Origin of the sequence: Jeongeupia sp. HS-3, from assembly GCF_015140455.1 — a bacterium.
GTDB lineage: Bacteria > Pseudomonadota > Gammaproteobacteria > Burkholderiales > Chitinibacteraceae > Jeongeupia.
The window spans coordinates 938,279-961,221 of sequence record NZ_AP024094.1 but is presented as its reverse complement, the minus strand read 5'-3'; the positions used below and the strand labels follow the sequence as shown (position 1 = coordinate 961,221).

Genomic DNA, 22,943 nt, shown 5'->3' with positions numbered 1-22,943 from the left:
TCAAGCGGCTTGTGACGACGGGGCACACAAGCGTTTCAGTTCGGGCACGCACGAGCCGCAGACGGTGCCGCAGCCCAGGTTCGCTTTCAATTCGTTGATGCCGGCACCGACTGCGGTCAGCCGGCGTATCTGCGATTCGCTGACCTGCTTGCAGCTGCACACGACGCGATCGCGTGGCGCGGCGGCCATGCCTTTGGGCGAAAACACCGCCAGCCGCGGGCCTTGCCACGCTTCGCCTTCGAGCAGTTTGTCGAGCAGGCCATCGGCGGCAGCCACATCGCCGGCGAACACGAAGCCAAGCAGCGCGCTGCCTCCAGCCTCAAAGCGGCGCCAGCCGACACGCTTGACCATATTGCGGCGCGCATCGCGGTATTCGAGCACATCGGCGCCCGGCTGCAGGTCGAGCGCGGCGAACAGTTTTTCCAGCCACGCCGCCGGCGCCTCGACACAGGCGGCACGCAGCACCAGCACATCCCGGCCTTGCAGGCTGATCGCCGCGTAATCGCACTCGGCCAGCAGCGGTTGTACCGCCGCGTGCAGCGCCAGCACGTCGTCGCTGCGCAGCGCCGCGACCGCGCGCCACGGCAGCTCGGCGCGCTCGATCCGCACCGCGGCGTGCTTGAGTTCGGGCTGCGATGATTTGGCATCGACACTCGACAGGCTGGCTGCGTTGATGCCCGCCGAGTTCAAAAACTGGCCGCTCCAGTGCATCGCGGCGAAGACGCTGCCGCTTTGTACATCGCTGGAAATCGCCAGCGGCAGGATCAGGCCACCGCGCTTGCTCTCCACCCGCATCAAGTCGCCAGCCTTGAAGCCGCGTCGGTCGGCGTCTTGCGGATGCATCGTCACGCTCGGTTCCGGCGTGTGCGCAAACAGTTGCGGCAGCCGGCCACTGCGGCTCATGCCGTGCCATTGATCGCGCAGCCGACCGGTGAGCAGGTGGAACGGATAGTGTGCGTTGGTCGGCTCGGCCACCGGCTTGTACGGCGTAGCGTGAAAGCGTGCACGGCCGTCTTGCGTCGCGAACGTGCCATCGACGTAACGACGCGCAATGCCTTGCTTCATGCCGGCGCGCAGCGGCCATTGCTGCGGGCCGTGCGATTCAAGCAAGGCGTAATCAAGTCCGCCAATATCGAGATCACGGCCCAGGGTCAGACGACGATGCTCGTCGAAAATGGCCGCGGTTTCGGTATACGGAAACAGTGATGCCGCATCGGGATACAAGCGTGCCTCGATCCGTTTCGCGACTTCGGACGCGATCCACCAATCGGGCTTGGCCTCGCCCGGCGCGGTGACGGCGGCGCGAACGCGGGAAATGCGCCGCTCCGAGTTGGTTACCGCGCCGTCCTTCTCTCCCCAGGTTACCGCCGGCAGTAGCACGTCGGCAAACGGCACGGTATCGGTTTGGGTAAAGGCTTCCTGCACCACGACGAACTCGGCCGCCGCCAGCGCCTCGGTGACTTGCCCCGCATCTGGCATCGAATGCGCCGGGTTGGTACAGGCGATCCATACCGCCTTGATCTTGCCAGCGCGGATCGCGTCGAACATTGCCACCGCCGGCAGGCCCGGCTGGCCGGAGATTCGTTCGCTCGGCACACCCCAGATATCGGCGACCTCGGCGCGATGAGACGGGCTGGCGATCTCGCGATGCGCCGCGAGCATCGTCGCCATGCCGCCGACCTCGCGCCCGCCCATCGCGTTCGGCTGGCCAGTCAGCGAAAACGGCCCGGCACCGGGCTTGCCGATCTGGCCGGTGGCCAGATGCAGGTTGATCAGCGCCAGATTCTTGTCGGTGCCGTGCGCCGATTGATTCAAACCCATGCAGTACAGCGACAGCGTGGCGCCGCCGCCACGTCTAGCCGAACCTTCGCCGTCACTGCGGCCAAACCATTCGGCAGCCTGAATCAGGTCGGCCTCGAGAATGCCGCACAGCTCGGCCGCCATTTTCGGCGTGTAATCACGCACCAGCTTTTTGAGTTCAGCAAAGCCGCCGGTGTGCGCGGCGATATACGTCGGGTCGACCAGCCCTTCCCAGATCAGGTGATGCAACATGCCGTTGAACAGCGCCACATCGGTGCCGGGCTGGATTTGCAAGTGCAGGTCGGCCATCGCAGCGGTATCGGTGCGGCGCGGGTCGATCACGATCCAGCGCGTTGCCGGGCGCATCGCCTTGGCGGCTTCGAGCCGGCGGAACAGCACCGGATGCGCGTACGCCATATTGCTGCCGGCGAACAGCACGCAATCGGCAAGCTCCAGATCCTCGTAGCACGTCGGCGGGCCGTCGGCACCCAGCGCCAGCTTGTACGCGGTCACCGCGCTGCTCATGCACAGCCGCGAGTTGGTATCGATGTTGTTGGTGCCGATCAGCCCCTTGGCGAGCTTGTTGAAGACGTAGTAATCCTCGGTCAGCAACTGGCCGGACACGTAGAACGCCACAGAATCCGGGCCGTGGCGCTCGATGATGTCGGCAAAGCGTTCGGCCACCGTGTCAAGCGCCGCATCCCAGTCGATGCGTTGCCGTGCGGCATCGCGCGTCAGCCGCATTTCCGGGTACAGCGCCCGACCGGTCAGGCTGGCTGCGGTAGCCGGAAGCGTCATGCCCTTGGTGCACAGCCGGCCGAAGTTGGCCGGATGCGACGGATCGCCCTGGATGCCGGTGATCCTGTCGCCGTCCGATTCGATCAGCACGCCGCAGCCGACGCCGCAGTAACAACACGTGGACTTCGTGACCGTTTTCATCGCCATACTCCTCGCCCTTACCCCAAGGCCAGATAGACGTCGCCGTTTTCGACCTTCACCGGAAACCGCCGCGCACAGCCGACATCGGGCGCCCTGGCCTCGCCGGAACTCAGGTCGATGTTCCAGCTATGCAGCGGGCACGTCACCGCTTCGCCATGGACGATGCCCTGACTCAACGGCCCTCCCTTGTGCGGGCAGCGATCGAGCAAGGCAAACACGCTGTCGGTGGCGGTGCGAAAGACCGCAATATTGCCGGCCTCGCGCGCGATGACCCGGCTGCCTAGCATCGGGATGTCGTCCACCGCGCAGACGCGCAGCCATTGTTCAGCAATCATTGGCGCGTTCATGCCGGCTCTCCTGCGGGGACGAGTTTGATCGGGATGTATTCGCTCTTTTGCGCCCCGGCGATCCGTGCGGCCCACGGGTCGGGCAAGCCTTCGAGCGAATACAGCAGCCGCTCGAACAGCGCCTTGCGGTTGGCCGCATCGTCGACGACCTTCTGCTTGATGTAATCGAGACCAACGCGGGCGATGTAATGCACGGTGCGGTCGAGGTAATACGCCTCCTCGCGGTACAGCTGCAGAAAGGCACCGCTGTACTCCTTCACCTCATCGCTGGTTTTGACCTTGACGAAGAACTGCGCCACCTCGGTCTTGATGCCGCCGTTGCCGCCGACATACAGCTCCCAGCCGCTGTCGACGGCGATCACGCCAACGTCCTTGATTCCCGATTCGGCGCAATTGCGCGGGCAGCCGCTCACCGCCAGCTTCACCTTGTGCGGCGACCACATGTTCGCGAGCATGGTTTCGAGGTCGATGCCCATCTGCGTGCTGTTCTGCGTACCGAAGCGGCAGAACTCGCTGCCGACGCAGGTTTTCACCGTGCGGATCGACTTGCCGTAGGCATGGCCCGACTGCATACCCAAGTCCTTCCACACGTCGACGAGATCTTCCTTTTTCACGCCGAGCAGGTCGATGCGCTGGCCGCCGGTGACCTTGACCATCGGTACGTGGTACTTGTCGGCGACGTCGGCGATGCGGCGCAGCTCGGACGAATTGGTCACGCCGCCCTTCATCTGTGGAATCACCGAGAAGGTGCCGTCCTTCTGGATATTGGCGTGCACCCGCTCGTTGACAAAGCGGCTTTGCGGGTCGTCCTTGGCCTCCTTGGGCCAGGTCGAGAGCAGGTAGTAGTTCACCGCCGGGCGGCAGGTCGCGCAGCCGTTGGGCGTGCGCCATTCGAGGAAGTCGTACACCGCCTTGTGATCGAGCAGATGATGCTCGCGGATCGCCTTGCGCACTTCGCCGTGATTGCGGTCGGTACAGCCGCAGATCGCCTTGGTTTTCGGCGTCTCCTGAAAGCTGCCGCCCAGGGTGTTCATCAGGATTTGTTCGACCAGGCCGGTACACGAGCCGCAGGAACTGGCGGCCTTGGTGTGCTTCTTCACATCGTCGACAGTGAACAGGCCCTTGTCCTTGATCGCCTTGACGATGGTGCCCTTGCACACGCCGTTGCAGCCGCAGACCTCGTCGCTGTCCTGCATCGCACCGGCACGGCTCTGGCCGGCGACGCCGGCATCGCCGATCGCGGATTCGCCGAACATCAGCGATTCGCGCAGGTCGGCGATCTTGCGGCCTTCGCGCAGCAGCTTGAAGTACCACGCGCCGTCGGCGGTATCGCCGTACAGGCAGGCGCCGACGAGCTGGTCGTCCTTGATCACCAGCTTCTTGTAGACGCCGCCGGCCGGGTCGGACAGCACGATGTCCTCGGTGCCCTCGCCGCCCATGAAATCACCGGCACTGAACAGGTCAATGCCGGTGACCTTGAGCTTGGTCGACAGCACCGAGCCCTTGTACTGGCCGATGCCGAGCTGCGCCAGATGGTTGGCGCAGACCTTGGCCTGCTCGAACAGTGGCGCGACCAGGCCGTAAGCGACACCACGGTGGCTGACGCACTCGCCGACGGCGTAAATGCGCGGGTCGAACGTTTGCAGCGCATCGCTGACGACGATGCCGCGGTTGCAATGCAGCCCGGCCGACTCCGCCAGCGCGGTATTCGGGCGGATGCCGACGGCCATCACCACCAGATCGGCAGCGACTTCATCGCCATCCTTGAAGCGGATCGCGGTGACTTCGCCGCCATCGTTGCCGACAAGATCGGACGTCTGCTTTTGCAGCAGAAAGCTCAGCCCGCGCTCTTCCAGCGACGCTTGCAACAGCTTGCCGGCGGTGATGTCGAGTTGTTTGTCGAGCAGCCATTCGCCCAGATGCACCACGGTCACGTCCATGCCGCGAATTTTCAGGCCGTTGGCCGCTTCCAGCCCCAAGAGCCCGCCGCCGATGACGACGGCGCTTTTCTTGGTTTTGGCGGTGGCGATCATCGTTTCGGTGTCGTAGATGTCGCGGTAGCTGATCACCCCCTTCAGCGCCTTGCCCGGTACCGGTAGGATGAACGGCGTCGACCCGGTCGCCAGCAGCAGCCGGTCGTACGGCTCCTCGGTGCCATCGTCGGCGACGACGACGCGGCGGTGCCGGTCGATCCGTACCACGCTCTTGCTCAGATGCAGGCGGATGTTGTTGTCGGCGTACCAGGCCAGCGGGTTGAGGACGATGTCCTTGAACTCCTGCTCGCCGGCCAAAACCGGCGACAGCAGGATGCGGTTGTAGTTCGGGTGCGGCTCGGCACCGAAGACGCAGATGTCGTACAGATCGGGTGACAGCGTCAGCAGCTCCTCGACGGTGCGGATGCCGGCCATGCCGTTGCCGACGACGACGAGTTTTGGCTTTTTCATGTTGAATCACTCCTTAAACGCGGGCGGCTGCGACGGACCAGTCACTGCGCCACCGTTGCTTCACCCCGGCAAGGCTCATCCAGCCCAGTGCGGCAATGCAGGCGAACAACCACAGGCCGGTCGAATAATCGCCGGTCGCCTGCTTGATCGCGCCCAGGCTTGCCGCCAGTGCGAAGCCGCCGACGCCACCGGCCATGCCGATCAGCCCGGTCATGACGCCGATTTCCTTGCCGAAGCGTTGCGGCACCAGCTGGAACACCGCGCCGTTGCCGGCACCAAGGCAGAGCATCGCGGCGATGAACAACGTCACCGCCCCCGCCGAGCCACCAAGGCCGAAACCGGCGGCGGCGATCAGGCAGGCCGTTGCGGTGTAGACGACGAGCAGTGACTTGGTGCCGCCAACCTTGTCGGCCAGCACGCCGCCGATCGGGCGCATCACCGAACCGGCCAGCACGCAGGCGGCGGTGTACAAACCGGCCGTCTTGGCATCGAAGCCGAACTGATCGTGGAAGTAACCGGGCAAGGCGCTGGCAAAGCCTGCGAAACCGCCGAAGGTGATCGCGTAAAAGAACATGAACCACCACGCATCTTTCTCACCGAGCACGGCCAGGTAGTCGGCAAGCTTTTTCTTCGGCGCGGCACCCGGCGCATCCTTGGCATTGCGGGCATAGACCAGCAGCGTGATCACCAGCGGAATGCACGCCAGACCAAACACGTTCTGCCAGCCGAAGGCGACCGCCAGCATCGGCGCAAACAGCGCCGCAAGCACGGTGCCCGAGTTGCCGGCGCCGGCGATGCCCATTGCCGTGCCTTGATGCTCAGGCGGATACCAGCGCGATGCCAGCGGCAGCGCGACGGCGAACGACGCGCCGGCGACACCGAGGAACAGCCCCAGCGTCAGCGCGCCGGTCAGGGTCGAAAAACCGACCTGCCAGGCGGTGAGCAAGGCGACGATGACGATGAGCTGACCGATCAACCCGGCGCGCTTGGCGCCGATCCGGTCAACCAACACGCCCATGACCAGACGCAGGATCGCCCCGGCCAGAATCGGCGTCGCCACCATCAAGGCGCGCTGCTGGGTACTGAGGTTCAGATCGCCGGCAATCTGCACCTGCATCGGTCCGAGCAGATACCAGACCATGAAGCTGAGGTCGAAATAAAGGAAGGCGGAAAACAGCGTCGGCGTATGCCCGGCACGCCAGAAGGAACGGTTCATGACACTCTCCCAAGCTCGATGGCAAAACAAAAACGGCGTCCATCCGCACCGTGGGGTGCGAAGGGACGCCGTTGTCCTTGAAGCTGAAAACCGCCGTTGGCCTTCACTTCTGATTCAGTGAGCGGCACGCCGTTGTGCCGCTCACCTCATCTTCAGCAAAGGCCGTGCCAGATCACGGTTTTCATTCACGCTCGGGATTTGCTGGCTTTTCGGGTCATACCGCCCCGGCCTGGTGCACCGCATCGGTGCAATCGGCACGCCATGCGCACAGCATTTGCGCACTGCAACATCACCGATCGGCGCATCAGCGCCGCCCATCCGCCAAGGGCTAGGCGCGGATGTCGAAACCGTCGGCATAGCCCTGCGGGTCGCGACCGTCCCAGACCTTGCCGTCGATCAGCGTACTGCTGCGCATGGCGCTGGCGGGCTGCATCACCCCGAGGCTTGAGGCGGCTTCGTCGTACAGCGCGGTCTGGTTGATGCCGCGGGCGATGGCGAGCAGATCGATATCGCCCTGCAACAAACCCCAGCGCCGGTACTGGCTAAGGAACCACAGGCCGTCCGACAGATAGGGATAGTTGACGCTGCCGCCGCCAAAGAAACGCATCAAGGGTGCGGTATCGCCCAAGCGGCCGTAGTCACCCAACAGCCGGGGCATGATCAGCTGGCTGCCGCGGCCGACGTAGCCGGGGCCGGACAGCCAGCCGGCGGCTTCGCGGCGATGGCCCGGATCGTCAAGCCAGCGGCAGGCCTCGAGCAGCGTCATCGTCAGCGCCCGCGCGGCGTTCGGGCAACGGGTCACGAAGTCACGCCGGCACGCGAGTACTTTCTCCGGGTGGTCGGGCCAGATTTCGCCGCTGCGGATCACCGTGCGCCCATGACCTTCGGCCTCGGCCACCGCGTGCCACGGCTCGCCGGCGCAATAGCCGTCGAGCACGCCGGACGCCAGTGCAGCGCTCATTTGCGGCGGCGGAATCACCACGCACTTCACGTCGTCGAGCGGATGTATGCCTTGCGATGCCAGCCAGTAATACAGCCACATCGCGTGCGTGCCGGTCGGGAAGGTCTGCGCCAGCACGTGGCGGCGCGACTCGAACGTCAGCAGCTCGCGCAGATTGCGCCCGGACTGCAAGGCATCCGCCAGCCGGTTCGAGAGCGTGATCGCCTGGCCGTTCTGGTTCAGCGTCATCAGCACGGCCATATCGGCCTGCGGCCCGCCGATGCCAAGTTGCACGCCGTAGACGAGGCCGTACAGCGAATGCGCGGCATCCAGTTCGCCCGAGAGCAGCTTGTCGCGCACCGCCGCCCACGACGGCTGACGGTGCAACTCGATGGCGATGCCGTGCGCACGGCCAAGGTCGAGCACCTTGGCGACCACCAGCGGCGCACAATCGGACAGCGGCACGAAGCCAAGCTTGAGCACGGTTTTTTCGGGCGCGTCGGAGCCGGTGATCCGGTAGCCCGGCAGCGATTCGTAGAGGTGGGACATGTTTTTTCCTCGCGCTTAACCGAGCAAATCGGCCATTGCGATCAGTTGGCGCGCCACTTCGGCGATCTTGATTCCCTGCTTCATTGCCTGATCACGCAGCGTGGTAAACGCCTCGGCCTCGGACAGGCCGCGTTTGTCCATCAGGATGCCCTTGGCGCGGTCGATCAGCTTGCGGTCGGCCAGCTGCTGCTCGGCATTGGCAAGGCGCTTTTTCAGCCGCGCCTCTTCCTCGAAACGCGCCAGCGCCACGTCGATGATCGGTGCGAGCTTGTCGGCGCCGACGTGATCGACCACGTAGGCGGTGACGCCAGCGCTGACCGCCGCGCGCATCGCCAGCGGCTCGCAGCGATCGGCGAACATCACCACTGGTCGCGGCGCGGCGTGGCCCATCACCGCGAGTTGTTCGAGCGTGTCGCGCGATGGCGATTCGGTATCGATGATCACCACATCGGGGCGTTGCGACTCCACCGCATGCAGCAAGGCCGCGGCGCCATTGACCTCGGCGATCACCGTGTAGCCGGCGCACGCCAGCGCATCGCGCAGGGTGCCGATGGGCTTGGCGGTATCGTTGACGAGGAGGACGCGGAGCATAGGGGCACGATTTTGCAAATGAATCAGCATAGTTCAAGCAAGTTGCGTGCCGAGCCCCGATCAGGAAATCACGCAACAAGATCGGGAACAGATTTTTAGCCTAAGCGACAGCCCCTGGATCACCCGATGCCGGACAAAACCGCAGGCCGTCGCCCGATTACCGCGCAAAGCCGGTGCGCCGATGACGATGTGCTAGCTTGAAACGACACCAGCGCGCATGGGCATAGCACCCATCGGCGCGTTTGGGGCCAAGCGACAGGTAACATCCCATGGCGCTCGCAATCGTATTGATCGTACTGGTCATCGCCGCGATTCTGTTCCACGCCCTCAGCCCGTGGTGGTATACGCCGCTGGCCTCCAACTGGGGGCTGATCGACACCACGCTGGCCATCACCTTGCTGATCACCGGCGCGGTATTCGTCGCGGTCAATGTTTTCATCGCGTACTGCCTTGTCCGTTTCCGCCGCCGCGACGGCCATCGCGCCGCCTACCAGCCGGGCAATCGCAAGCTGGAACTATGGCTGATCGGGCTGACCGCAATAGGCATCGCCGCCATGCTGGCGCCGGGACTGTTTGTTTATGCCGACCTCATTCGCGCACCTCCACAGGCGGCGGTCATCGAGGTGGTCGGCCAGCAATGGCAATGGCGCTTCCGCCTGCCCGGCCACGATGGCCGGCTGGGATCGACCGACGTGCGCTTTATCAGCCCGGCCAATCCCTTTGGCCAGAACCCGGCCGACCCGCGCGGGCGGGACGATGTGCTGATCAACGCCCCCGAAGTGCATTTGCCGGTCAATCAGCCGGTGAAAATCCTGCTGCGCTCGCAAGACGTGCTGCATGATTTTTTTGTCCAGCCGTTTCGCACCCGGATGAATCTGGTGCCGGGCATGGTCACCTCGCTCTGGCTCACCCCGACCAAGACCGGGCGCTTCGAGATCCTGTGCGCGCAGTTGTGCGGCGTGGGCCACGCCAATATGCGCGGCTACGTGGTGGTCGATGATGAAACCGCGTATCGGGCATGGCTGGACAAACAGCAAGCGGGCGTGGCGACTTCGCCCTCCGCAGCCACCGCCAAACCCGAGACGGCGGCGACGCCGGGAGCGACGCTCGTCAGCCAGGGGCAGGCGCTGGCGCAAAGCAAGGGCTGCGTAGCCTGCCACAGCCCGACCACCAGTTCCGGCGTCGGCCCGGGCTGGCAGGACCTGTACGGCAAGCGCGAGCGGCTGGCGGGCGGCAAGACCGCGCTGGTCGACGACGTTTATCTCAAGGAAGCGATCACCGCGCCGAACGCCACGCTGGTCGACGGCTTCCAGCCCATCATGCCGAAAGCCGAGCTGAGCGATCAGGAGGTGAACGCGCTGATCGCCTATATCAAATCGCTGTCCGGCAAACCTGCGGCGAATACCGCGCAGCGGTAAGGGAATGTCATGGCCTACTCGGAACATGAACACGCGCCGCACAGTTTCTGGACCCGCTATGTGTGGAGTCAGGACCACAAGGTGATCGCGGTGCAGTACACGGTCACCGCGATTCTGGTCGGGCTGGTGGCGCTGGTGCTGTCCAATCTGATTCGTTTGCAGATCGGTTTTCCCGGCCGTTTTGCCTTTATCGACGCGGCCCACTATTACCAGTTCGTCACCATGCACGGCATGATCATGGTGATTTACCTGCTGACCGCGCTGTTCCTCGGCGGCTTCGGCAACTACCTGATCCCGTTGATGGTCGGCGCCCGCGACATGGTGTTCCCCTTCCTCAACATGCTCAGCTACTGGATGTATCTGCTCGCCGTCGTGGTGCTGATGGCGAGTTTCTTCGTTCCCGGCGGGCCGACCGGCGCGGGCTGGACCCTGTATCCGCCGCAAGCCATCCTGCCCGGCACGCCCGGCAGCGGCGGCGGCATCGTGCTGATGCTGGTGTCGCTGGCGATTTTCATCGTCGCCGCGACGATGGGCGGCCTCAACTACGTGACCACTGTGCTGCAGGCGCGCACGCGCGGGATGACGCTGATGCGGCTGCCGCTGACGGTGTGGGGCATCCTGGTCGCCACCGTCATGGCGCTGCTGGCCTTCCCGGCACTGTTCGTCAGCGCGGTGATGATGCTGTTCGACAAGCTGCTCGGTACCAGCTTCTTCATGCCTGCCGTGGTGTCGATGGGGCAGGCGCTGGCTTACAAGGGCGGCAGCCCGATCCTGTTCCAGCACCTGTTCTGGTTCTTCGGCCACCCCGAGGTCTATATCGTCGCGCTGCCTGCGTTCGGCATCGTGTCCGACCTTCTCAGCACGCATGCGCGCAAGAACATCTTCGGCTACCGGATGATGGTGTGGGCCATCATCATCATCGGCGTGCTCAGCTTCGTCGTATGGGCTCACCATATGTACGTGAGCGGCATGAACCCCTACTTCGGTTTCTTTTTCGCCACCACCACGCTGGTCATCGCCGTGCCGACCGCGATCAAGGTTTACAACTGGCTGCTCACGCTCTGGCGCGGCAGCATCCACCTGACCGTGCCCATGCTGTTCGCCATCGGCTTCGTCAGCACCTTCGTGATCGGCGGCCTGACCGGGCTGTTTCTCGGCAATGTCAGCACCGATATGCCGCTGTCGAACACCTATTTCGTCGTCGCCCACTTCCACATGGTGATGGGCGTTTCGCCGATCCTGGCGATTTTCGGCGGCATCTATCACTGGTACCCGAAAGTCACCGGCCGGATGCTGAACGACACGCTCGGCAAGCTGCATTTCTGGGTGACCTTCGTCGGCAGCTACGCGATCTACTTTCCGATGCACTACCTCGGCATCCTCGGCATGCCGCGCCGCTATTACGCGTACGACAACTACGCCTTCATCCCGCCATCAGCGCAGCAGCTGAACGCCTTCATCACCGTGGCCGCGCTGATCGTCGGCGTGTTCCAGCTGGTTTTCCTCTACAACCTCGTCCGCAGCGCGTTCAACGGCAAGCCGTCCGGCCCGAACCCGTGGGGCGCGACCACGCTGGAATGGCAAACCCCGCAAACACCGCCCGGCCACGGCAACTGGGGGCCGGACCTGCCGGAGGTACACCGCTGGCCTTACGATTACAGCGTACCCGGCGCCGATGAGGATTTTCTACCGCAGACCTCGACGTCGCCACTGGGCGACTTTGAGTCCAGCAAGGAGGCGCCATGAACCAGGCCGCCACCCGCCCGAACCAACCGGACGCCGCCGCCCGCCTCGGCCTGTGGGTATTGCTCGCCGTGATCACGGTGCTGTTCCTGCAGTTCATCCAGGCCTACGCGGTGCGGTCGGTCAGCCCGGACTGGCTACGCCCGCCCGAGCCGGCGCTGTTGCGCTGGAACACGCTGGCGTTGCTGCTCGCCAGCATCTCGCTGCATTGGGCTGTGATGCGCCCGCGCGACAAGACCGCGCTCTGGCTCGGCAGCCTGTTCGGCTGCGCCTTTCTGGCCGGCCAGCTCGTCGCTTGGCAGCAGCTGCACGCGCTTGGGTTTTTGGTGGCGGGCAATCCGGCCAACAGCTTTTTCTACCTGCTCACCGGCATGCACGGACTGCATGTACTTGGCGGGCTGGTCGCACTGGGCGTACTGCTGGCCCGTGCGCGGTGCGGTGCGGATGTCGCATTGGGAGCGCGCCTGTGCGCACGCTACTGGCACTTCCTGCTGCTGGTCTGGCTGCTGCTGTACGGCGTGCTGTTCCTGATTCCGCCGGCCACGCTGCAGGCCATTTGCGGCAGCGGGTAAGCTCGCAGAGGTCATCATCATGCCCCAGTCAACGCCTTCCCCCGCCACCGCCGAGACCACCGCGCCATCCGGCGTGCGCGGCCTTGCCGCCGACTGGTCCGCCGACCGTGAGGCATTCAAGGTGCCCTGGGGCAAGGCGATGATGTGGGTGTTCCTGCTGTCCGACACCTTCGTCTTCGGCATCTTCCTCAGCGGCTATATGGCTGTGCGCATGACCACCGCCGAGCCGTGGCCCAACCCGAGCGAGGTGTTCGCGCTGCAGATCGGCGCAAGCAAGCTGCCATTGCTGCTGATCGCCATCATGACCTTCGTGCTGATCAGCAGCAGCGGCACGATGGCGATGGCGGTGAACTTCGCCTATCGCCGCGAACGGGCCCGCGCCGCCGCGCTGATGCTGGCTACCGCCGCGCTGGGTGCCCTATTCGTCGGCATGCAGGCGTTCGAATGGACCAAGCTGATCGCGGAAGGCGTGCGCCCGTGGAGCAACCCGCTCGGCGCGGCGCAGTTCGGCGCGTGCTTTTTCATGATCACCGGCTTTCACGGCCTGCACGTCAGCGCCGGGGTGATTTACCTCGCCACCGTCGCCACGCGCTTGCTCAAGCGCAACGCCGAGGCACGCCGCGATGAACCTCGGGGTGATGGCGGTGATGAAAGCCTGAGCGATGCAAACCGGGTCGAAATCGCCGGCCTGTACTGGCACTTTGTCGATCTGGTCTGGGTATTCATCTTCGCGTTCTTTTACCTGTGGTGAACGCAGTGCACAAAACGCCGCTTGCTGCGTTGTGCTCGCTTGCCGTACCCATTTGTACTGTCTGCGCCTCGCACGCCTTGCCATCGGCGTTTTGTGCGCGACGTTAAACGCTTGACCGGCACTTGTCAGATTGCCAATCAGGAGGGCCATCATGGAACACGGTCAACAACATCCGCTCAGCCTGTACCTGACAGTCTGGGGGCTGCTCTTCGTCCTCAGCGCCTTCTCCTATCTGGTCGATTACTTTCAAGTCCAAGGCGCGCTACGCTGGACCTTGATCATGACCTTCATGCTGTACAAGGCGGGGCTGATCGTCTGCGTATTCATGCACATGGCGTGGGAGCGGCTCGCCCTCGTCTGCGCGATCCTGGTGCCGCCGCTCTGCTTGCTGGTGCTGGTGAGCCTGATGGCGTTCGAAGCCGATTACATCGCCACCGCACGCGGCACTTTCTTCACCGCGCCGGCGAGCGTGGAAACAGGCGGACAGACGCAGCGGCCTTAGACCCCCGAACGGCTCATTGTTTGAGCGGTCACGATCCTGTTCGACCTGATTTGCCCGAACACCGCCGACAGTCCGGCCGATGGCGACAAATAGATCATCGCGGCGTGCTGCATCCATATATTGATCAAAGCGGTGCGCCCGTTCTGGCGCATCTCCCAGGCGTGTGCGGCACCCCCCTTCAACTGCCGCGGGAGGTCATCAGATGAAAATGCTACTTGCGGTCGAATTCCCGGTCGAGCCTTTCAACACCCTCGTCAGGAACGGAAAAGCGGGCGAGATCATCGGGCGCATTCTCGAAGCCATCAAGCCAGAGACGGCCTATTTCACCGAACAAGACGGCAAACGCGGTGGCATCTTCGTTGTTAACGTCCAAACGCCATCGGATGTGCCCTTCTTTGCCGAGCCGTTCTTCCTCAATTTCGAGGCCGATTGCAAATTCCGCATTCTGATGAGCCCGGAGGATTTACAGAAAGCGGGCCTGGATGAGCTTGGCAAGAAGTGGGCGTGAAATCCGCCTGACACCGCGCTCAGCGGGACACGACGCACTGCGCAGCTTTGAACGTTGAGCGCTACCAGCCCAATGCACGGCGAAGGTGGAAGACATGACGATATTGGCGACGAAAATCGAGGCGTTGAAACGCAGCTTCGGCGGAGAGATTCTTCTTCCGGGCAACGATGCGTACGAAAGCGCGCGCAAAATCTGGAACGCGATGATCGACAAACACCCAGCGATCATCGCTCGCTGCAGCACGACGCCGGACGTCGTGCTCGCGGTGAACTTCGCCAGGGACAATGGGCTCCTGCTCGCCGTCCGTGGCGGCGGGCACAACATCGCCGGCAACGCGATGTGCGACGACGGCATCGTCGTCGATCTCTCGCAGATGAAGGCCGCTAGCGTTGATCCCGGCACGCGCCGCGTGATGATCGAAGGCGGCGCCACGCTCGCGGATCTCGACGCCGCGACTCAGGCTCACGGCCTCGCGACGCCGCTCGGCATCAATTCCACCACCGGCGTCGCGGGGCTGACGCTGGGCGGCGGCTTCGGCTGGCTCAGCCGCAAGTACGGCATGACCATCGACAACCTCGAATCCGCCGAGGTCGTCACCGCCGCCGGCGAAGTGGTGCACGCCAGCGCCACCGAACACCCCGACCTCTTCTGGGCGCTGCGCGGCGGCGGCGGGAATTTCGGCGTCGTCACCCGCTTCGAATTCCGTCTCCACCCCGTTGGCCCCGACTTACTGAGCGGCCTGATCGTCTACCCGATCTCCGAAGCAAAATCGGTACTGCAACAGTATCGGGAATTCGCCGCAAAGGCGCCGGACGAGCTCTCCGTGTGGGCCATCCTGCGCCAGGCGCCGCCGCTGCCATTTCTCCCCGTCGAGACACACGGCAAGGAAATCATCGTGCTCGCCCTGCTCTACGCGGGTGACCCGAAGCAGGGTGAACCGCTAATCGAGCCCCTGCGCAAGCTCGGCATGCCACTCGGTGAGCACGTCGGCGTCCAGCCGTACACCGCCTGGCAACAGGCCTTCGACCCGCTTCTGACCTTCGGCGCACGCAATTACTGGAAGTCCCACAATTTCTCGACCTTGGATGACGGGCTGTTCGACGCCGTCATCGAATACATCATAAAACTGCCCTTGCCCCAGTGCGAAATCTTCTTTGGCGCCGTCGGCGGTGCCACGACCAAGCCGGCGCCCGACGCAGCGGCCTACGCCCACCGCGACGCGCAGTTCGTGATGAACGTTCACGGCCGCTGGGACGAGCCGGCCGACGACGCGCGCTGCATCGGCTGGGCGCGAGACTTCTTCAAGGCATCGGCCCCCTTCGCCAGCGGCGGGGTTTACGTGAATTTTCTCACCGCCGACGAAGGCGATCGCATCCGCGCCGCCTACGGCCCGAACTACGACCGCCTCGCCCAAGTGAAGCGCAAGTACGATCCGGGCAACCTTTTCCGCGTCAACCAGAACATCCGGCCGGGCTGAGGACGCATGCCGGCCTGATCAGCACCCGCAGACGGCGTTCGCCGCCCGCGGATGTGATCGGCAAAGGTTAAAAACGCTGTGATCTCTATGCAGTCCACTTCGCAGGCAACGTCATCGCCCCCGGGCTAGCCGATCCAAGTCATGGCCATCGGCAAACCGGAAAACTCATTCGAGCTCCGGTGTCGCCAGCAGCATCACTACCGGCACTGTATCGCTATCGATGCAACGCTGGCCGGCACAGACCCGCAGCAGCAACTGCTTGGGCAGCGCGCTTTGGGCCATGCGCGTTTCGCCACAATAGCTCGTCACCAACTGCTGCGCACCGGCGGGCACCTGACACACGCGCACCGCACGCTCGTGCAGCAGTACGGCCGGGACATCGGCATCGAGCAGCTGCCAGTCGGTTGGTTTGGCCGTCTGACTGAACTTCGGCAAGGACCAGCGCAACAACCACTGTTCGTCGGCCAGCGGCAACAAAGCCAGCATCGGCCTGGATGGCGACTCGGCCGGCAGCAAGACTTCAACCGGCGACGGATCGCTGTCGGCGCATTGCAGCGCGTTGCACAGCCTTACCTGCAGGCTGTGCTTGCCCGACGCCAAGCCTTTCAATACCGTCTGGCCGGACTGGCTACGCTCGCCCTGCTCGCTGAATTCGTGCGATTCGAACAGCACCTGCTTGTCATCAAGCAACTGCCAGTAGCTGCCGGGCTGCCCCCACCAGAGGTTCCAGCCCACATTGAGCGGTTCGCCGGTGGTGATCTGCGGAATCCAGTCCAGTTGCGGCTTATCGGGCTGAACGCCGGTCTCACCGTTGCCACCCACCCAGGTTTCGAACGTCTTGCCGTTGCACAAGGGCTTGCCATCGACGTCCGGATTGCACAGGCGCACTTCGATCAGATGCCGCCCCGGCTTCAGCGGCCCTAGCCGGTAGACGCCGCTCTGCACCGAGAGCGACACGGTGCCGCCCTGCACGATCATCCCCTCGCTGGCGACGATATTCTCGCCAAGCGGCGCGGCACCGAGCGGGCGCTGAACAAAGTTGTGCGATTTCAGCCGCAACGCATCGTTGTCGAGCACTTCCCACCAGCTCGCCGGCGTGCCGAAACCGATATCCCAGCCGATCGCCACGGTATCGCCCTTCAGTTGCGACGGAATCGGATCGAAGCTCGGCAGCATCGGCGCATCGGCTTGCGGCGGCGGGAAAGCCTGCGTCGTCGGCGCGAACATCGGATCGAGCGGCCGGATCGACGGGTCGGATGCCGGCGGCGGCACTGGCGCGGCGATCTGCTGGCAATCAAGCAGGCCATTTTTCAGCGGTGTGCACGCGGTGTCACCCAGCGCATGCGCTTCGGCCGGCGTCATGACCGTGCCGGCCATCGCGCTCGCGGCGCACAGCATCGCAGCAACCACAAGCCAGCGCGACAGCACTGGATTTTGCTTCATGGCGATGGCCGCACCGATACGGCGCTGGCTTCGCTGGCGCTCGGCTTGGACGACATCGCATCGGCCGCCATGCCGCCGACCGCAACAACGCCCTTGCCTGCGGCCACCGTGCCGTCAACCGCCAGCCCCACCGCCGTGGTCGTAACCGACACTGCGGTGCCGACCACGGCACTGGTGACAGTGACCACGGCGCAGCCCGAAAGCGATGCCACACCGCCCAATACACTGTATCGGCAGACCTTCGCCAATGTGTCCTTGTGCCACCTCATCCCGTCTACTCCGGCCGTGCAACCCGCTCATCGCGGGCATCACGGCACCGTCATTATTTCAGTTGTTCACAACAACAAAAACCAAAGACAATTCCTTCAAACCCGGCGCGAACCCGCGTCAATCCGGATCACACCATGAAAAAAGCACTTCTTCTCATCGCTGCCTTGGCAAGCGCCTGGCTCGCCGGCTGCGCCTCGGTCGACACCGCCGAATTCGGCCCCAACGGCAAACCGGTCCATCACATCGAAACCGGCAACGCCGCCAAAACCTATGACGAGGCACACGACCTCTGCCCCAAGGGCTACGGCCTGATCGGCAATCCGCATGAAACCGATGACGTCTACGCCATCACCATCGAGTGCAAATAGCCACCAGCCAACTCAGGCACTTGCTTCAACGTAGTCCAGCATCACCTGCAAAATCCGCTCGCCGCGAAATTCATTCACCGACAGGCTGTACGCCGCCTGCACATCGCGCGGCAGCGGGTCCGGGTGCTGGAAACGGATGCCGTCGAGCACCATGCCGTGATCGTTGGCGAGCTTGACCTTGAGATGGCGCTCGCCCACCACGCGCTGCTCCAGCACGCGGAAATGCCCCTGGAACAGCGGAGCCGGGAAACCCTGCCCCCACACCTGCTTCTCGATCCGCTCGGCGGTGGCGAACGAAAAATCGCCCGCCGACAACTCGCCGTCGGTTTCGATGATGCGTTCCAGCGCCGACTCATCCATCAGCTCGCGGCACACCGTCTCGAACGCGGCCTGAAAACGGCCGAAATCGTCCGGGCGCAGGCTCAGCCCCGCTGCCATCGCATGGCCGCCAAACTTGACGATCAGATCCGGATGGCGCTTCGAGACCAGATCGAGCGCATCGCGCAAATGCAGCCCTGGAATCGATCGCCCCGAGCCCTTGATTTCGGTCTCGCTGGCATCGGCGAACACGATGGTCGGCCGGTTGTAGCGTTCCTTCACCCGTGAGGCGACGATGCCGATCACGCCCTGATGCCAGTCCGGCCGGTACAGCGCGATGCAGTAGTTCGCCTCGACCGCAATGCTCTTCAGCGCGATTTCGGCCTCTTCGCGCATGCCGGCCTCGATATCGCGGCGGGCGCGGTTGAGCTGATCCAGCTCGCGCGCGCGCGGCAAGGCATCGTCTTCCGACGTTGATAACAGGCAGGCGATGCCGAAGCTCATATCGTCAAGCCGGCCAGCCGCGTTCAGCCGCGGACCAAGGGTGAAGCCGAGATCGAAACAGCTCGCCTTGGCCGGATTGCGCCCGGCCGCCTGAAACAGCGCCATCACCCCGGCACTGGCGCGGCCGGCGCGCATCCGTTTCAGTCCCTGCTCGACCAGAATGCGGTTGTTGGCGTCGAGCTTGACCACGTCGGCCACCGTGCCCAGTGCAACCAGATCGAGTAGTGTCGCCAGATTCGGCTCGGTAGCACTGGCAAAGGCACCGCGTTCGCGCAGTTCGGCGCGCAGCGCCAGCAGCACGTAGAACATCACCCCGACACCGGCGAGGTTCTTGCTCGGAAATTCGCAGCCGGGTTGGTTCGGGTTGACGATCAGACAATCGGGTAGCACATCGCCGGGCAGGTGGTGATCGGTCACCAGAATATCGATGCCGCGCGCCTTGGCGGCGGCCACACCGGCGACGCTGGCAATGCCGTTGTCCACCGTGACGATCAGGTCGGGCGATTTGGTTGCGGCCAGCTCGACGATTTCCGGCGTCAGCCCGTAACCGTACTCGAAACGGTTGGGCACGACGAAATCGACCACCGCGCCGAGCATCGCCAAGCCCTTGAGCCCGACGCTGCACGCGGTCGCGCCATCGGCGTCGTAATCGGCAACGATCAGCAAGCGCTCGCGTTTGGCGATCGCATCGGCCAGACGCTTGGCGGCAGCGGCGATGCCCTTCATGCTGGTAAACGGCAGCAGATGCTTGAACTCGTGTTCCAGCTCGATGGGCGAGGCGATACCGCGAGCGGCGTACAAGCGCGCTTCCAGTTCGCTCATGCCATCGGCGATCAGCCGCTGCTGCAGCTCGGACGAGACGGTACGTGCACGGACTTGCGGCATCTCAGCGCACCTTCCACGGTTGTTTCGGCTTGCGCCAGAATTTCCACAACGATGCTTTGGTGACTTTGACCGCAAAGCCGGCTTCGGGCATCGAAATCGCCAGCTCGCTCAACTCACCCGTCTTGAGCGCGGCCAGTGCGGGCGCGAACCACTCGGCCTCCAGCGCCAACCAAGCCGACAGCCAAGCATGCGCATCACCGTAGAGATTACCTTCGCGCAAGGTATCGAGCACCACAACCCCGTCGGCAAACACATCGTCAAAACGCGCCGGTGCCGGTTTGGCCACCCCGCCACCGAGTTGCACCAGCGCATTCACCAGCGGCAAATCGCTGCGCACCACCTGTGCCGGTGCCACCGGCTTATCGGCTGGCGGGAACATGCCTCCACCCCAGGGCCAAATGCTTTGAATCGCCGGCTGGCCAGCCGCAACGCGGGCATCGTTGACCGGGGCGTTGTACATGCACATCTGGATTTCATTCAGCAGGCCATGCCACTTCATCGCAGCTTCGCCCTTGGGCAGATGCTCGCGCACATCGCGCCCAAGCGCCTCGTCGATCGACGACCAGCTCAGGCCTGGATCGGCCGGCAGGCGCAAATACCAGCGCGTCGGCGTGGCCGCGATAAAGCGGAAGCCATCGTCGCGATAAAGTTTGTTCAGTCCGGCACACAAGCCATCGGCTTCAGACTGCGCCAGCGAGAAATGTTTGGTGTCGAGCAGCAACAGGCGATCACGGTCGGCGCGCAGGTGCACCGGATCGGCGCGCAACCAGTACCCGGGCTCTTCTCCGGGCAGATCAAGCGCCAGCGTCAGCGGTGCGACGGCCAGATCGGCCAGCCCGTAGCGCTTGGCCAGCCAGACTTCAAGCGACTCGGCCTGCGCCGACTGCGCCTGACCACGACCGAACAACAAGGAGGTTGCCGGCAAGGCAACGGACTGGGCGAACGCAGCGATGTCGTCGCGTTCCGGCCAATCGGAATAAGGGAGGACAAGGTGAAGTTGCATCGGCCGATTTTATCATGCCGGCCGACGCAACCGCCGTTGTCACAGCGCTCAGTCTCGGGCGGCGAGCTTCTTCAAGAGATGCGCGACTGCGACGAAACCGAAAGTCCCGGTCACCGCAACGCTGGCGCCAAATCCGCCTTCGCAATCGAGCCGCGCGGGTGCATCTCCCACGGCCGGTTTCTGCGCACAAACGCTGCCATCGGGCTGCGGGTAAACCAGTGGCTCGGTCGAAAACACACAGTCGACGCCGAACTTCTTGTCGCCTTTGGGGAAGCCATATTCGCGTCGCAGCAAGCCGCGCACCTTGCTGGCCAGCGGGTCCTGCGTCGTACGCATCAGATCGACAACCTGAATCCGGGTCGGATCAATCTGCCCGCCGGCACCACCGGTGGTAATCAAGCTGACCTTGTTGCGCTTGCACCAGGCAATGATCGCCGCCTTGGTTCTGACCGAATCGATCGCATCGATGATGTAATCAAAACCGACGCCAAGCAGCTCGGCCAGATTGCCCGCATCGACAAAATCCTCAACCGTCGTCACCTTGCACTCCGGATTGATCGCAACGATACGCTCGGCCAGCGCCGCGACTTTCATCTGCCCATACTGCCCAAGCAACGCCGGCAATTGCCGGTTGGTGTTGGAGACGCAGATATCGTCGAGATCAATCAGCGTGATCGCGCCGACGCCGGAGCGCGCTAACGCCTCGGCCGACCACGAGCCCACGCCGCCAACGCCGATCACGCAAATGTGCGCGGCGCGGAATTTCTCCAGCGCGGCAGCGCCATAAAGCCGGGCGATGCCACCGAAGCGGCGTTCGTACGAAGTCTCCATCAGAGCTGCTCGGCCCAGAGATCGTGCTCGTCGGCATCGGTAATGCGCACCTTCACGAAGTCGCCCGGCTGCACGCCGGCGACCGGCTCGAAATACACCAGACCGTCGATTTCCGGCGCATCCGAGTAAGTGCGCGCAACTGCACCCTCGTCGTCGATCTCGTCAACCAGCACCGTGTACTCGCGGCCGATCTTGGCCTGCAGGCGCGCGGCGGAAATTTCCGCCTGCTTCTCCATGAAGCGACGCTGACGCTCTTCGGCCACATCGGCCGGCACCGGATCGGGCAGGTCGTTGGCGGTCGCGCCTTCGACCGGCGAATAGATGAAACAGCCGACGCGATCGAGCTGTGCCTCATCCAGAAAGGCCAGCAGCTCCTCGAATTCGGCCTCGGTCTCACCCGGAAAACCGACAATGAAGGTCGAGCGTATGGTCAGATCGGGGCAGATTTCGCGCCACTTCTTGATGCGACCAAGCACATTGGCGCTATTGGCCGGGCGCTTCATCAGCTTCAGCACGCGCTGGCTGGCATGCTGGAACGGGATGTCGAGGTAAGGAACGATCTTGCCCTCGGCCATCAAGGGGATGACTTCATCGACGTGCGGGTACGGGTAAACGTAATGCAGCCGCGCCCAGATGCCGAGCTTGCCCAGCTCTTCGCACAATTCGGTCATGCGCGTCTTCACCGGACGACCGTTATGAAAGCCCAGCTTGTACTTCACATCAACGCCGTAGGCCGAAGTGTCCTGCGAAATGATCAGCAACTCCTTCACACCCGACTTGGCAAGGTTCTCCGCCTCTTTCAGCACATCGTGAATCGGCCGGCTGACCAGATCACCACGCATACTCGGAATGATGCAGAAGGTGCAGCGGTGATTACAGCCCTCGGAAATCTTCAGATAGGCGTAATGCTTGGGCGTCAGCTTGATCCCGGCCGGCGGCACCAGATCAATGAAGGGGTCATGCGGTTTGGGCAAATGCTGGTGAACGTGGTTCATTACTTCGTCGCGCGCATGCGCGCCGGTCACCGCCAACACCTTGGGGTGTACTTCGCGAATCATGTCGCCGTCTTTCTTGGCGCCCAGGCAACCAGTCACGATGACCTTGCCGTTCTCGGCCAGCGCCTCGCCGATCGCATCGAGCGACTCCTGCACCGCCGAATCGATAAAACCACAGGTGTTCACCACCACAAGATCAGCGTCATTGTACGACGGGGAAATCTCATAACCCTCGGCACGCAGCTGGGTGATGATCTGCTCCGAGTCGACCAAAGCTTTAGGACAGCCAAGTGAAACGAAGCCTACTTTAGGGGCGGACATTCAAACCTTCTCCGGCGCATATTGACGCGCACATCGTGGCGACGTGTCCGATCGACACGGGCGCCAGCACAAAATGATGCGGGCATGCCGTGGTGGCATGCCCGCTGGGACAAGTTGCGATTTTAATTCAAGCGCTTAGTCGTTGGTAGTGTGTTTTTGATCCATCACGAAAGCCCGTTTCGTTTGCATAGAAAAAAGTTACCTGCAC

At 63.6% G+C, this 22,943-nt stretch carries 20 protein-coding genes; 8 read left to right on the top strand and 12 right to left on the bottom strand.

What is annotated here, in order from left to right:
* The 6 genes from JLC71_RS04520 to JLC71_RS04495 all read right to left on the bottom strand — a co-directional run bounded on the left by JLC71_RS04520 (window position 1) and on the right by JLC71_RS04495 (window position 8,826).
* Entirely contained in the window at window positions 1–2,739 is a 2,739-nt protein-coding gene (locus tag JLC71_RS04520) for a nitrate reductase (protein WP_236250977.1), read from the bottom strand.
* 17 nt (window positions 2,740–2,756) lie between these two features.
* Window positions 2,757–3,086, bottom strand: coding sequence for a nitrite reductase small subunit NirD (nirD, locus tag JLC71_RS04515; RefSeq protein WP_236250976.1), 330 nt, complete (start codon window positions 3,084–3,086; stop codon window positions 2,757–2,759).
* Window positions 3,083–5,530 (bottom strand): nitrite reductase large subunit NirB, encoded by a 2,448-nt coding sequence (gene nirB, locus JLC71_RS04510; protein ID WP_200917480.1) that lies wholly within the window; start codon window positions 5,528–5,530, stop codon window positions 3,083–3,085. Before nirB ends, nirD begins: the two co-directional genes overlap by 4 nt.
* 13 nt (window positions 5,531–5,543) lie before the next feature.
* Window positions 5,544–6,746, bottom strand: coding sequence for a nitrate/nitrite transporter (locus JLC71_RS04505; protein ID WP_200917478.1), 1,203 nt, complete (start codon window positions 6,744–6,746; stop codon window positions 5,544–5,546).
* A gap of 328 nt (window positions 6,747–7,074) precedes the next feature.
* Window positions 7,075–8,235, bottom strand: a complete 1,161-nt coding sequence (locus JLC71_RS04500) for a CmpA/NrtA family ABC transporter substrate-binding protein (protein ID WP_200917476.1) — start codon at window positions 8,233–8,235, stop codon at window positions 7,075–7,077.
* Window positions 8,236–8,250: 15 nt separating this feature from the next.
* Entirely contained in the window at window positions 8,251–8,826 is a 576-nt protein-coding gene (locus JLC71_RS04495; RefSeq protein WP_200917474.1) for an ANTAR domain-containing response regulator, read from the bottom strand.
* A 269-nt stretch (window positions 8,827–9,095) separates the two neighbouring features.
* On the opposite strand from JLC71_RS04495, the gene JLC71_RS04490 reads away from it, so the two are divergent.
* The 7 genes from JLC71_RS04490 to JLC71_RS04460 all read left to right on the top strand — a co-directional run bounded on the left by JLC71_RS04490 (window position 9,096) and on the right by JLC71_RS04460 (window position 15,797).
* A complete protein-coding gene (locus JLC71_RS04490; RefSeq protein ID WP_200917472.1) occupies window positions 9,096–10,244 on the top strand; it encodes a c-type cytochrome in 1,149 nt (382 codons plus the stop codon).
* A gap of 9 nt (window positions 10,245–10,253) precedes the next feature.
* The gene (gene ctaD, locus JLC71_RS04485; protein ID WP_200917470.1) at window positions 10,254–11,990 is read left to right on the top strand and encodes a cytochrome c oxidase subunit I; all 1,737 of its coding nucleotides are present in this window, start codon (window positions 10,254–10,256) and stop codon (window positions 11,988–11,990) included.
* A complete protein-coding gene (locus tag JLC71_RS04480; RefSeq protein WP_200917468.1) occupies window positions 11,987–12,559 on the top strand; it encodes a cytochrome c oxidase subunit 3 in 573 nt (190 codons plus the stop codon). Before ctaD ends, JLC71_RS04480 begins: the two co-directional genes overlap by 4 nt.
* Before the next feature lie 19 nt (window positions 12,560–12,578).
* Window positions 12,579–13,310 (top strand): cytochrome c oxidase subunit 3, encoded by a 732-nt coding sequence (locus JLC71_RS04475; RefSeq protein ID WP_200917467.1) that lies wholly within the window; start codon window positions 12,579–12,581, stop codon window positions 13,308–13,310.
* Window positions 13,311–13,461: 151 nt separating this feature from the next.
* Complete coding sequence (locus JLC71_RS04470; RefSeq protein WP_200917466.1) at window positions 13,462–13,812, top strand: cytochrome C oxidase subunit IV family protein; 351 nt, start codon at window positions 13,462–13,464, stop codon at window positions 13,810–13,812.
* Window positions 13,813–14,014: 202 nt separating this feature from the next.
* On the top strand, window positions 14,015–14,320 hold the full coding sequence (locus JLC71_RS04465; protein ID WP_200917465.1) for a panthothenate synthetase: 306 nt from the start codon (window positions 14,015–14,017) through the stop codon (window positions 14,318–14,320).
* 94 nt (window positions 14,321–14,414) lie between these two features.
* Window positions 14,415–15,797 carry an FAD-binding oxidoreductase gene (locus tag JLC71_RS04460; RefSeq protein WP_200917464.1) on the top strand — a complete coding sequence of 461 codons (1,383 nt, stop codon included), beginning with the start codon at window positions 14,415–14,417 and terminating at the stop codon, window positions 15,795–15,797.
* A 165-nt stretch (window positions 15,798–15,962) separates the two neighbouring features.
* Here the strand turns inward: JLC71_RS04460 and JLC71_RS04455 are convergent, their stop codons facing one another.
* Window positions 15,963–17,240 (bottom strand): chitinase N-terminal domain-containing protein, encoded by a 1,278-nt coding sequence (locus JLC71_RS04455; RefSeq protein ID WP_200917463.1) that lies wholly within the window; start codon window positions 17,238–17,240, stop codon window positions 15,963–15,965.
* Window positions 17,237–17,452: a hypothetical protein gene (locus tag JLC71_RS04450; RefSeq protein ID WP_200917462.1), complete on the bottom strand. Its 216-nt coding sequence runs from the start codon at window positions 17,450–17,452 to the stop codon at window positions 17,237–17,239. Before JLC71_RS04450 ends, JLC71_RS04455 begins: the two co-directional genes overlap by 4 nt.
* A 192-nt stretch (window positions 17,453–17,644) precedes the next feature.
* Here JLC71_RS04450 and JLC71_RS04445 point away from each other — a divergent pair, with 192 nt between their 5' ends.
* Complete coding sequence (locus JLC71_RS04445) at window positions 17,645–17,878, top strand: hypothetical protein (protein WP_200917461.1); 234 nt, start codon at window positions 17,645–17,647, stop codon at window positions 17,876–17,878.
* 12 nt (window positions 17,879–17,890) lie between these two features.
* Here JLC71_RS04445 and recJ read toward each other — a convergent pair whose 3' ends face one another.
* The 4 genes from recJ to rimO are packed head-to-tail and all read right to left on the bottom strand — an operon-like array spanning window position 17,891 to window position 22,735.
* Complete coding sequence (recJ, locus tag JLC71_RS04440) at window positions 17,891–19,585, bottom strand: single-stranded-DNA-specific exonuclease RecJ (protein WP_200917460.1); 1,695 nt, start codon at window positions 19,583–19,585, stop codon at window positions 17,891–17,893.
* Window position 19,586: 1 nt separating this feature from the next.
* The gene (locus tag JLC71_RS04435) at window positions 19,587–20,588 is read right to left on the bottom strand and encodes a hypothetical protein (protein WP_200917459.1); all 1,002 of its coding nucleotides are present in this window, start codon (window positions 20,586–20,588) and stop codon (window positions 19,587–19,589) included.
* Between the two features lie 48 nt (window positions 20,589–20,636).
* Entirely contained in the window at window positions 20,637–21,419 is a 783-nt protein-coding gene (gene tcdA, locus JLC71_RS04430) for a tRNA cyclic N6-threonylcarbamoyladenosine(37) synthase TcdA (RefSeq protein WP_200917458.1), read from the bottom strand.
* Window positions 21,419–22,735, bottom strand: coding sequence for a 30S ribosomal protein S12 methylthiotransferase RimO (gene rimO, locus JLC71_RS04425; protein ID WP_200917457.1), 1,317 nt, complete (start codon window positions 22,733–22,735; stop codon window positions 21,419–21,421). The genes tcdA and rimO overlap by 1 nt, the downstream gene beginning before the upstream one ends.
* Window positions 22,736–22,943 lie beyond the last annotated feature (208 nt).